The organism is Phaeovulum sp. (assembly GCF_041596715.1).
Lineage (GTDB): Bacteria > Pseudomonadota > Alphaproteobacteria > Rhodobacterales > Rhodobacteraceae > UBA6213.
This window is the reverse complement of record NZ_JBFHIA010000115.1, coordinates 1-9,250: the sequence shown is the minus strand read 5'-3', so window position 1 is coordinate 9,250 and position 9,250 is coordinate 1. Positions and strand designations below refer to the sequence as shown.

The 9,250-nt window shown below is 61.3% G+C and carries 6 protein-coding genes and 1 pseudogene; 2 read left to right on the top strand and 5 right to left on the bottom strand.

The window, feature by feature from the left end:
- Together ABY403_RS09350 and ABY403_RS09345 are read left to right on the top strand one after the other, a co-directional pair.
- Positions 1-842, top strand: an 842-nt coding sequence (locus tag ABY403_RS09350) for a PleD family two-component system response regulator (RefSeq protein WP_372840520.1), incomplete at its 5' end; no start/stop codon positions are given.
- Between the two features lie 21 nt (positions 843-863).
- Positions 864-1,217 carry a hypothetical protein gene (locus tag ABY403_RS09345; protein WP_372840519.1) on the top strand — a complete coding sequence of 118 codons (354 nt, stop codon included), beginning with the start codon at positions 864-866 and terminating at the stop codon, positions 1,215-1,217.
- 29 nt (positions 1,218-1,246) lie between these two features.
- Here the strand turns inward: ABY403_RS09345 and ABY403_RS09340 are convergent, their stop codons facing one another.
- The 5 genes and pseudogenes from ABY403_RS09340 to ABY403_RS09320 all read right to left on the bottom strand — a co-directional run.
- Positions 1,247-4,879, bottom strand: coding sequence for a PAS domain S-box protein (locus ABY403_RS09340; RefSeq protein ID WP_372840518.1), 3,633 nt, complete (start codon positions 4,877-4,879; stop codon positions 1,247-1,249).
- A 388-nt stretch (positions 4,880-5,267) separates the two neighbouring features.
- Positions 5,268-7,091, bottom strand: a complete 1,824-nt coding sequence (locus ABY403_RS09335) for a prolyl oligopeptidase family serine peptidase (RefSeq protein WP_372840517.1) — start codon at positions 7,089-7,091, stop codon at positions 5,268-5,270.
- Between the two features lies 1 nt (position 7,092).
- A complete protein-coding gene (locus ABY403_RS09330) occupies positions 7,093-8,061 on the bottom strand; it encodes an ABC transporter ATP-binding protein (RefSeq protein ID WP_372840516.1) in 969 nt (322 codons plus the stop codon).
- On the bottom strand, positions 8,058-9,047 hold the full coding sequence (locus ABY403_RS09325; protein WP_372840515.1) for an ABC transporter ATP-binding protein: 990 nt from the start codon (positions 9,045-9,047) through the stop codon (positions 8,058-8,060). Before ABY403_RS09325 ends, ABY403_RS09330 begins: the two co-directional genes overlap by 4 nt.
- Positions 9,037-9,250 (bottom strand): annotated as a pseudogene (locus ABY403_RS09320) (ABC transporter permease); the annotation flags it as partial. The gene ABY403_RS09325 and the pseudogene ABY403_RS09320, both read right to left, overlap by 11 nt.

Genomic DNA, 9,250 nt, shown 5'->3' with positions numbered 1-9,250 from the left:
TGGGCTGGATTGACAAGGCCAGCCCTGCGTTCGATTGCTTCCTGCTTGATATCAAGATGCCTGGAACGAGCGGGATCGAGCTTTGCGCGCGGATCCGAAAGTTGCAGATCTATCGCCGCACGCCCATCGTGATGGTCACGGCCATGTCGGGGCGCGTCTTTATTGACGGCGCTTTTGCTGCCGGGGCCACCGATTACATCACCAAGCCGCTTGACAGGCTAGAGCTCAAGGCCCGCATCGGCATGGCCGCGCGGCTGCACGAGGAACGCAAGCGGCTTGCGGACTACGCGCTTCAGAACGGCCTATCGGTCGGCGCGGCCGAGAAGCAGATAGAGTTTGATGAACCGTTCCTGATCCCCGGGATCGATCGCGCAATCGAGCTTATGGCGCTTGAAAACTACCTGCTGACCCTTGGGCGCAAAAGCGCCTATTCCTATGCCGCTTTGGGCATTCATGTGCCGAATGCCGCAATCATCTACACCAGAGCCGACGCCCCCACCTTCATCGCCATGCTAAGCGATGTCGCGCTCGCAATCTGCGACGGGCTCAAGACAACGCAGATGCTGCTGGCCTACGCGGGCAACGGCAATTTCGTTGGCTTGGCAAGCCGGTCTATTTCTACAGATCTGGAAGAGCTGGAAAAAAACATCAATTTTTCCCTCAGTGATTTCAAAGACATCTATCAGGCAGACAGGCTTCCCCTACCCGAAGTGCGGGTCGGAGAGCTTATTCGCGGTTCCGTATTCTCGCTGAACCGGCCGACCAAGATTCTCGATCAAGCGATCCGCGCAGCGCAGCCGACCCCGCGCAAGATGCCCAAGATACGGTTGCTTGCCGGCTAAGAAGTTTCTAGAGAGGGGGACATGCCGAACCAAGGATCAGATTGGGAACTGGCCCCCGATGCACCCGTTCCGGGCCTCGCGCGATTTCGCGAGCTTTTGGTGCCACGGATTCTGGCGTTTGAAAGCCTTCGCCAAGCCATCGAGAAAGGCTCGGGCGGGGCCGCGGCGCTGCGCGATGTGGCCGAGATTTCGCACAAAATATCAGGCGTTGCAGCACCTCTTGGATATCCGGGCATTGGCAGCAATGCCGGAACCCTAGAAACCACGATCCAGCACGCGCTTGCAGCGGGTGAACCGGTTGCCGACATCTGGCGCAAGGCATCGCCGATGCTAGAGACCCTTCTGGAAGGCATGGAAAGTATTCTGGACGAATAGCCCCTTTCGCGAAGGCAGCTACCAACCGCTCAGCGGTTTCTGACAAGCGACCGGATCGCCTTCACCAATGCGGACAGCTCGACCGGTTTGGCAAGACAACTGTCGAACCCGTTCATCAAGAACTCTGCGATCTGATGCGACATTGCGTTTGCTGTCACCGCGATGATCGGCACTTCGGGCGCGCGGCTTTCTGCTTCACGTTCGCGGATCTTGCGCAGCGCGGTCATGCCGTCCATGACCGGCATCGAGATGTCGAGCAAAACGATGTCATAGCGCCCATTTGCCCAAGCGTTCACCGCCTGAAGCCCATCTTCAACCATCGTGACCTCAGCACCCGCGTGTTGCAGCATCGCCTCGATGACTGTTCGGTTCGTCTCATTGTCATCGGCGGCAAGCACGCGAACGCCGGCCACCGTTTCTGAGGGTGTATCGTTTGTGGGCCGGGCATTGTCAGCTTGGCTACAAGGCAGCGGCAGATCGACCCGAACCGTTGTGCCGACACCTATGCTAGACGTCACCGAAATCGTGCCGCCCATCATTTCGACCAACTTGGTCGTGATCGCCATGCCAAGCCCAGTTCCGCCGTAGCGCCGCGTAATGGTGCTATCAGCCTGCGAAAACTCTTGGCTCAGGGTCGCGATCTGCTCTGGTGTCATGCCGATACCAGTATCACGCACCTCGATGATCAAATGCCCGCCTTTGCAGCCGCCAAACTTGATCACAACCTCGCCGCTCTCGGTGAACTTTATCGCGTTGCTCGCAAGGTTGTCGAGTATTTGGCGCAAGCGATGCGGGTCGCCGATGCGCCACTGCTGCGCGCCCGTGCTTGTCAGCACTTCGAATGCGACACCCTTTTCTTGCGCGCGCAGGCTGTAGAGATCTTCGATCTGCTGCGCAATTTCGGCTGGTTGAAACGGCAGCTGTTCGAGTGTCAGTTTGCCCGCCTCGACCTTCGACATGTCCAAAATGTCATTCAGAATCTTCAGAAGCGTCTGGCCAGACTGGCGAATGATGCCGATCATGCGCTTGTGCGCGTCTTCCACAAGCGCGTTTTCCAGCAATTCTGCCATGCCAAGCACGCCATTGAGAGGTGTGCGAATCTCGTGGCTCATGTTGGCAAGGAAAACCGATTTGGCGCGGTTTGCGGCCTCGGCCTCCGTCCTGGTGCGCAAAAGCTCGGTCACGTCAGCTCCGACACCGCGATAACCTTGAAAAACACCCGCGCTATTAAAAACCGGCACCCCGCTGATCTGCACCCAGTGCACCTGCCCATCTGCCGTGCTCCGGACGCAATAAAGGAAATTGCGGAATGGCTCGCGTGCAGTACACTTGGCGGCCAACTCGGCCCAGTCTCCGCTCATCAGCAATCTTGGATTGTCTTTAAACCAATCATCGCGACCGGTTCCGATGATCGAAGCCTCAGTTCCAATAAAGTCCATTAGAAGACTTTCGTTGGACACATAGGTAAAACGCAGATCGGCGTCCTGTTCCCAGAACCAGCCGTCGCTCATCGTAGCAATGTCGACAAAGCGCTGCTCGGCGGCAGCGCGTTCCGCGACTGTTTTTTCAAGCTCCTGCCGGGCGGCAATCTCGGCCTCTTCGCGCGCCTTATGCTCGCTGAAATCAATCTGCACGCCCGCCGCATATTCGACTTGCCCTCTGGCGTTGCGGCGAATGACGCGGCCACGGTTGTCAACCCAGACCCAGTGCCCTTCCTTGTGGCGCATGCGAAACTCGGCCTGAAAGGTTTCGTGGCCCTTGGTCAGGCAAAGATCGATTTTTGACCAAGCAACTGGCTGGTCATCGGGGTGGGTCAGTTTCGACCATTTTTCATGGTCGATCAGCCCTAGTTCTTCTGAACTGAAGCCCAGCATTTTAGCCCAAATTGAGTTGACCGTCATTTTGCCAGTGGTGACGTCCAGTTCCCAAGTACCGACTTGCGCACCTTCGATAACGTTCAAAAGGCGTTGTTCGGCGCGCTTGAGCCCGGTAATATCGGTATGCACCGAGATCAACTCACCGTCAGGGGTGCGCGGCTCGGTAACGCGAAGCACCCGCCCGCTGGGCAGTTCCTGAATCCAAGAACTTCCTCCCGCCTCGCGCCCGGCCAATCGCTCGGCAAGCCAAGCTTCCTCGCGCCCTATCGCCTCGGGGCGCTGCCCATGTGCGAGCTCGCTTCGAATTATATCTATGAACCTTGCGCCGGGCACCATTATCGACGCGCTGAGTGGATAGAAGTCCTTGAAGCGTTGGTTGCAGATCACCATCCGGTCGTTGATGTCATAAAGGACAAAGCCTTCATCAAGCGCTTCAATGGCGGCGGTAAGCTGGTGCTGGTACGCCTCGGCTATTCTAACCGCGGCCTCCAATGACGTCTCGTATTGCTTGCGCTCTGTAATATCGGTCTGCACCGCCATATACCCGATCAGGACTCCCTGATCGTCGCGTAGAGGTTCGATATTCAGATCAAGCCAATACTCTTCCCCCGATTTAGAACGGTTCTGGATTTCCCCTCGCGCCGTCTTGCCGGCCCGCAATGCTTTGCGGATTTTGGCCACCGTCGCTTGATCGGTCTTTTCGAATTGAACGAGCGGCCCGGGCCGCTTGCCCCGCACCTCCTCCAGCGTGTAACCGGTGCGCCGCGTAAAGGCATCGTTCACCCATTCGATCCGCTGATCTGCGTCGGTGATTGCCACGATATTCGAGGTGCGGCGGACAACTTCGCTCAGTTGCCGCAATTCGCGAACCAACGTTGCTTCCCTAGAAATATCGCGGCTGATCAGCAGGTATTTTGTGGCGTTAATCGCGCTTGTCGCAGGTATCAGCATCGAGATAACCCGAAAGGTGCGCGTTCCCGTCGGAAGTTCAATCTGGTATTGCATGTCGCCCGGTCGCTGACCGGTATCGAGCACGCTCATAAGTTTGCGGCATTTCGAGGCAAGCTCTGGAGGCAATACCTCTTCAATCGTCTTGCCCTCGACCTGCTCGGCAGGCGCCAGCAGATAGTCGGCGTTGCTGGCCTGAGCATAGACGAACCGACCGTCGGCATCGACCTCGAGCATAACATCAGACAGGTTACCAGCCAGCGCGCGCAGGCGCATTAGCTCATCCGCGTTGTCGGCGGCGCTGCGCTTTGCATCTTCGCAACGGTCCCGACGGTGCAGAATCTGCGCCATTGACGCGGCAAGTGGTGAAAGCTGATTCAGAACGTTCAAAGATAGGGTGCCGCTCGGTGTGCGCGCCTCAAACAGCAACATGCCTCTGAGCGCGCCATCCACATGCAGCGGCATCAGCGCAAGCGCCCCAACGGCTGGGCGGCCCTTGCCCGCAGCCGGAAACCCTTTCGGCTCTGCTATGATCGCGCCGGGTGCCGCATCGCCTACCATAGCGGCTAGGGCACGAAGCTCTTTCTTCGCAAATGGCCGCAACTTTTCGGGGGATCGGCAGGATTGCCATTCATGGCTGATGCGCGGCGCGCCGTTCTCCAACCCACGCAGAACGCACACCCGCGCGGCATCTAGGTAACGCCCTGCAGCGCCTAGCGTCGCACGCAAAGCCGCATCGACCTCGGCGTCTGTAGCCGCCAGAAGTTGCCCAAGAACGTCCATCAGAAACGCTTGCACAGAGCCCGTTTCATCTTTGGCGAGGGCTTCCATATTCATAATACGCGGCTTTCTTTTCGGACAATCGCATTGCAAATGCGACGTAGTTAACATCAAATATTCGATCCGAAGGCGCAACCCTTGCGTCTGACAAATTGACGCTGGGCGATCACGCGCGGCGGTCGCTTTCGGCGAGCGGGCGCTGTTGCATTGTGCGATGGTCCCCTGACCTCACACCATGTCTTCAGCGATATCGCGCAGGCGCGACAGGGCGAGCGCTCTTTGTACACTGCGGGTCGGGCCGCCGCAACAGCGCGGCGGGGCAAATCAACGCAGCCCGGAACGCTGCCCCGCGCCGCCACGCAAGCCAAGCGGACATGGCATCTTGGTCGATCCGGCCCCGTGCTGATCCTCGCCAGCCACTTGGCCCTGAAGCTGGCGCGGGGTCCTATGCCCTTTCGCTTGGGTTGGCGTTGACCCCGGCCTGAGCGAAAGCGCGTGCAAGAAAGTCTGCACTTGTGCGCAGATAGGTTTCGAGGTTCGACCGCCGAGCCACGCCATGGCCCTCATCGGCAAACAGCATCGTCTCGTGCGCGATGCCCGCCTCAGTCAGCTCTCGGATCGCGGTCAGGGTGTTCTCGGGCCCGACATTGGTGTCGGCCAGCCCGTGGACGATCAGAAGATGGCCGCGGATGTCGTCGATGAACCGGCCGGGCGAGGCATTGGCGTATTTTTCCGGCATTTCGTCGGGCGTGCCACCCATCATTTGCTCGGAATAAGCGCGCAGATGCGGTTGCTCGGTCTCGTTGTAGTCGATGTCGAGCCGGTACATACCGCACATCGGGATCGCCGCCGCGACCAGATCAGTGTGGCGCGTGATGGCATACCAGCTCGAAAACCCGCCGTAGCTGTTGCCCGCTACGGCAACCGGGCCGGGGATACCGGTGGCCAGCGCCGCTTCCAGCCCGGCGCGGATATCGTCTTGCTCGCGCCCGCCCCAGCCATCTTCCTTCACCGCCTCACGGTGGGCATAGCCAAAGCCGGTAGAGCCGCGATAGTTCGGGTCGAGCACCGCATAGCCCTCGGCAACCCAGAACTGAATCTTGGGGTTCACCCAATCCTCGGAATGCCAGGTCGGCCCGCCGTGGACATAGCCGATAAGCCCCTTCGGCCGCCCCTCGGGGCGGTAGAGCCAGCCCTGCATTGCCATACCGTCGGGCGCGGCCCAGCGGAAATCCACGGGGGCTACGTAATGGCGCTCTTCCTTGTCGGGGCGCACGATGCTTTGGCAACTGCCGTCAGCCGCCACCACCACCAACTCGTGCGGTGCGTCGGCGTCGTAGGCCTCGGCAAGCCAGCCGCCATTGGGCAGCGCCGCATGTGGCAAAAGACTGCGCCGACCCGAGGCGTTCGGCAGCGGCGTGATGCTGCCACCTTCGACCAGCGCGGCGCGGGTCCAGCTTTCTTCGTGGTGGATGCAGGCAAAGGCAGAGCCGTTTCCCGCCAGCACCATATGCGGGCAGAACGCAGGTTCTTCGGCCAGCCATTCGACCGCGCCGCTCGCAAGTGTCAGGATGCCAAGCCCGTCGCGCCCGCCGTGGTCGGCCACGAAACCGATCCTGTCGTCATCAAGCCAGGTGCCGCGGGCGTTGACTGCGGGGCCAAGGTTCAGCACCTCGCGGCAGTCGCTGCCGTCGGCGTTCAGCACCCAAAGCTGGGTCGCGCCGGGGTCGTGTTCGTGGCGATGCCAGAGCAGTCGGCTACCATTGGGCGAAAGCTCGGGCCCCTGCTCGAAATGCCGCTCTGAACGCGCGAGGCAAGTGCGCGCACCGCTTGCGATATCTTGGCGCCAAAGCCAGCCACCCGCGACTGCCTCGTGATTATCGTAGTCGTAATCGGCGACAAAATAGACAGCGCTGCCGTCAGCACTAAACGCACCGCCGTAGACGTAATGCGTGTTCTGCGCCGGGGTCAGCCGGGTCAGCTCGCCCGTTTCGCGCTCAAGCAGAACCAGATGATCGTGCTCGTTGGCATTCGGCGATTGCGCCAAGATCAGTCGGCTGCCGTCGGGCGAGACATCGCGGATGTGAAAGTGATCGGTGCCAAAGGTAAGCCGCCGAGGTGGGGCCGAACCGTCAAGCGGGGCTGCCCAGATTTCGTCCGTTTCAGTCGCGCCAGCCCAAGACCAGAAGCCCCAAGCCCCATCGCGCGAGGCGCGAACGCTTTCGAACCGGGGCACGGCGGCCCAGCTGGAGGCGAGAAAGGTAGTCATGTCAAATCTCCGGGAAATGGCAGGCGACATTGCGCCCGTCGAGCACGGGGGCAAGCTCTGGGCGCGTCTGGTGGCAAAGCGCCACCGCTTTCGGGCAACGCGAGGCAAAAACGCAGCCGGGCGGCGGTGCAAGCACCGAGGGCAACTCGCCCTGCAACGCAGCCCCCACGCGCCCCTTCTCGCGCACCGGGTCGGGCTCTGGCACGGCCTGCATCAGTGCGCGCGAATAGGGATGCAGCGGGCGCGCATAGAAAGCGTCGCGCGAGGCGGTCTCGACCACGCGCCCGAGGCACATCACCATCACATCGTGGCTGATGTGGCGCACCAGCGCGAGGTTGTGCGAGATGAACACCAGCGCAAGGTCCATCTGCTCTTGCAGATCCATCAGCAGATTTATCACCTGCGCCTGGATCGAAACGTCAAGCGCCGAGACCGGTTCGTCGCAGACGATCAGCTTTGGCCGGCCAACGATGGCGCGTGCGATCCCCACCCGCTGCGCCTGCCCACCCGACAGTTCGTGCGGATAGCGGTCGGCAAAATCGGCCGACAGGCCCACCTGCCCCAACGCCTCGATGGCGCGCGCGCGCGTGGCCATGCGCGAGAGGCCCGGCTCGAAGGTAGCAAGCGGGCGCGAGACGATGCGACCCAAGGTCATCCGCGGGTCGAGTGCTGCGATCGGGTCTTGAAAGATGATCTGCATCTCGGCGCGACGTCGCCGCAAATCGGCGATGCTGGCCATATCCTCGCCCTGCCAGAACACCTGTCCCGCATGGGGCGCGGTGAGGCGCAGCAGCGCCCGACCTAAGGTTGACTTGCCGCATCCGCTTTCGCCCACCACGCCCAAAGTGCGCCCGGTATCAAGCGTCAGCGACACGTCATGCACGATCGGAAGATAGCGCTGCGCGCTGAACAGGCCCGCCCCCGCGACCTGATAGCCGACATCGAGTGACTTGGTTTCCAGAAGCGTCATTCAGCGACCTCCGGGATGAGATGGCAGGCAGCACGGCGGGCACCGCCGAGGTGCGACCTCTCTAGGAACGCCGGGCGCTCTGTCGTGCAGCGTGCTATTCGCGCAGTGCAGCGCGGCGCAAAGGGGCAACCGGCCACGTCGCCACCACCCGAACGAGGGGTGCCGGGAATAGTGCCCAATCGCGGCGTCAGAACCTGTTCCAGCCGCGGCGTCGCTTCGAGAAGGCCGCGTGTATAGGGATGTGCGGGACTTGCGAACAACGCTTCGGCCCCCGCTTCCTCCATCACCCGCCCACCGTAAAGCACAACGACCCGGTCGCAAAGCCGGGCGACGACGCCAAGGTCGTGGGTAACAAGGATAATCGCAGTCCCAGTCTCGCGCGCAAGTTCAGCCATCAGATCAAGCACCTGGGCCTGGATTGTGACATCGAGCGCAGTGGTCGGCTCGTCGGCCAAAAGCAGCTTGGGCCGCGCCAGCAGCGCCATGGCGATCATCACCCGTTGCCGCATCCCGCCCGAAAACTCGTGCGGAAAGCGGCGGGCGCGATTTGCGGCGTCTGGTATCCGCACCCGGTCGAGCATCCGCACCGCCTCGGCGCGGGCGGCGGCGCGCGAAAGCCCCTTATGCACGATCAGCCCCTCGGCGATCTGGTCGCCAACCCGACGGAAGGGATTGAGCGAGGTCATCGGGTCTTGAAAGATCATCGAGATGTCCTGCCCGCGCACCCTGTCAAGCTGGCGGCGCGGGAGGGACAAGAGGTCCACCCCCTCGAACAGCGCCTGACCGCCTGCCCGGCCATTAGAGGCGAGCAACCCCATCAGGGAATAGAGCACCTGGCTTTTGCCCGAGCCGCTCTCGCCGACGATGCCCAGCACCTCGCCTGCCGCCAGGTCGAGGTCGATCCCATCGACAGCGACGGTTTCGCTATCCGGCAGGCGAAAACGCACGGTCAGCCCGCGCAGCGACAAAAGGGGTTCAGCGGTCATTGGGGTCGAAGGCCTCCGCCAGTCCGTCGGCGATAAAATTGAGACAAAACAGGACGACAGCCAGCAGAGTGCCGGGCAAAAGCAGCAGGCGCAGGTCTGTGGCCATCGCCGATGTGCCGGTCTGGATCAGGTTGCCCCAACTCGCCTGCGGTTCCTTGATGCCGATGCCGAGGAACGACAGGAAGCTTTCTGAAAGGATCACT